3 protein-coding genes are annotated in these 2284 nt (G+C 59.9%); all 3 read right to left on the bottom strand.

Annotated features, from left to right (window positions below; translation table 11 throughout):
* Window positions 1-1044 (bottom strand): pyridoxal phosphate-dependent aminotransferase (locus EOM25_14140; protein ID NCC26314.1); only part of this gene is annotated, 1044 nt, incomplete at its 3' end.
* Window positions 1045-1136: 92 nt separating this feature from the next.
* Complete coding sequence (leuD, locus tag EOM25_14135; protein NCC26313.1) at window positions 1137-1661, bottom strand: 3-isopropylmalate dehydratase small subunit; 525 nt, start codon at window positions 1659-1661, stop codon at window positions 1137-1139.
* A gap of 26 nt (window positions 1662-1687) precedes the next feature.
* On the bottom strand, window positions 1688-2284 hold a 597-nt coding region (locus EOM25_14130), incomplete at its 5' end, for a 3-isopropylmalate dehydratase (GenBank protein ID NCC26312.1).

Raw genomic sequence — 2284 nt, 5'->3', positions numbered from 1 at the left:
TTCCGCCAGTCCCAGGCCGTTGAAATCCACCCACGCCAGATAGGTTCCCTGGAGGACGTATGCAAAGACGCCGGGCAGTTCGGTTTCAAGAAAGGTTTTCAGGTAGGTGAAATTGGCATGCAGATAGAGGATCAGGTCCTCCAGCCAGGGTTCGGCCTCATTGTAGGCCGCGGCCGCAGCCACGGCCCCGAACAGGGTCCCGCCATCGGCATTGACAAAGCCTGAGTTCTCCAGGTGGGCGTGAAGTTCTCCGCGCAGAACAGGATCGGGAACAATGATGCTGGACTGGTGAAGGCCGGCCAGATTGAAGGTCTTGCTGGCCGCCAGGCACGTGATGGAATGGTGTGCGAAGGCATCTGAAATAGAGGCAAAACATACATGCTTGAATCCGGGCATGACCAGGTCGCAGTGAATTTCGTCCGCGATCACCAGGACCTGGTTGTCGACACAGATGCGTCCGAAGGTGTCCAGTTCCTCCCGGGTCCATACGCGGCCCACGGGGTTGTGGGGGCTGCACAGGATGGCCAGCTTGACCCGGGGATCCCTGACTTTTTCCGCCAGGTCCTCAAAGTCCATCCGGAAGTGGCCACCCGCGATCTTCAGAGGGTTGTCCGCCACCTGCCGCCCGTTGTTGAGAATGGATCTGGCAAACGGATAGTAGACCGGTGTCTGGATCAGCACCTTGTCGCCAGGCTGGGAAAACCGCTGGATGATGTAGTTGACGGCCGGCACCACACCCGGGGTGGTGAGCACCCACGGTGCCTGGATCTCCCACTGGTGCCTGCGCCGGTACCAGGAAATCAGGGCCGGAAGGTAGGCCGGGTCCTTGAGGCTGTACCCGTAGATCTGGTGGGCCAGCCGTTTTTCCATGGCCCTGCGGATGGCCGGGTGGCAGTGGAAATCCATGTCCGCGACCCACAGGGGCAAAAGCGTGTCTCTGCCTTTTCCGAACACCCGGTTCAGCACTTCCGGTTCCCATTTCATGGAAGCGGTCTGGCTCCGATCCACCTCTTCGTCAAAATTCCAGTCTCTGGTCATGCGTATGTCCTTATTGATATCTGCCCGGTCCAGGCACAGGGTCATTCCTTATGAAGGTTATGATGGGCCGGTGTTATATCATATCGGACCGGTGGGTATCAATAGTTTTGGTCGGCGTATTCCACCCACCCGCCGGCCCGGATCAGGGCTTTTTCAAACCCGGTGAGGTCAAAGGGGAGGGCCCAGGTCTCCGGGCCGGCGGTCACGGTGATCTCCCCCTTGTCCACATCAGCACTGATGTGAACAGAGGCCGTGCCGGCTGCCTGGAAAATGCGGTGGATGTCGGCTGGAGCCAGGGTCACGGCCAGCATGCCGCAGTTGAACATGTTCTGGTGAAAAATCCTGGCAAAGCTTTCGGCAATGACCATTCGGATGCCGTTGGCTTCCAACGCCCAGGGAGCATGTTCCCGGGAAGAGCCGCATCCGAAATTCTGCCTTGTCACCAAAACCCCGATGCCGGCCAGGTCTGTTTTCGGGTCAAATCCTGCCAGGTCCAGGTCCTCCATGAGGTGGGGACCCAGCACGGTTTTGTCGATTTCCGTGAGATACCTTGCCGGAATGATCTCGTCCGTATTGATGTCTGCCCGGTCCAGGCACAGGGCGGTTCCGTTGAATCTTGTCATGACAGGCTCCTGATGGTTTGGCCGGATCACTTTGTCTGAGCCGGACCGGTAAACAGGGAAGAATTGGTAATGGTGCCGGCCAGGGCCGTGGCCGCCGCCGTGGCCGGGCTCATGAGATACACCATGCCGCCTTTGCCCATCCGGCCGTTGAAATTGCGGTTGGTGGTGGCCGCCGCCACCTCGCCGGATGCCAGGACCCCGTTGCTCATGCCCAGGCAGGCCCCGCAGGTGGGGTTGGTGACACAGAACCCCGCGTCCATGAACTCCTGAATCAACCCTTCTTCCAGGGCCTGGGAAAATACCTTGGGGGTGGCCGGAGACACAATGGCCCGGACCGTATCAGCGATCCGGCCGCCCTTGATCACTTTTGCCGCCACCCGCAGGTCCTCGATCCTTCCGTTGGTGCAGGACCCGATATACACCTGGTCCACCCGGGTGCCGGCCATGTCGGACACCGGCCGGACATTGTCCGGCTTGTACCCGAACGTGGTCAACGGCACCAGGTCCGTGACATCGATGGCGGTATGGCCGGCATACCCGGCATCCTCATCCGGCAGAAAACGGGAGAAATCCGCCAGGGCCGCTTCCCGGTCCGGATACTCATCATTGATAAAGGGAGACAG

The organism is Deltaproteobacteria bacterium (assembly GCA_009929795.1).
GTDB lineage: Bacteria > Desulfobacterota > Desulfovibrionia > Desulfovibrionales > Desulfomicrobiaceae > RZZR01.
The sequence above is the reverse complement of the archived record's forward strand: the minus strand, read 5'-3'. Positions and strand labels throughout refer to the sequence as shown.

What these genes read in the sequence shown, in the direction of transcription:
- leuD (NCC26313.1), bottom strand. Translation starts at nt 1,661, where the DNA reads ATGACAAGATTCAACGGAACCGCCCTGTGCCTGGACCGGGCAGACATC.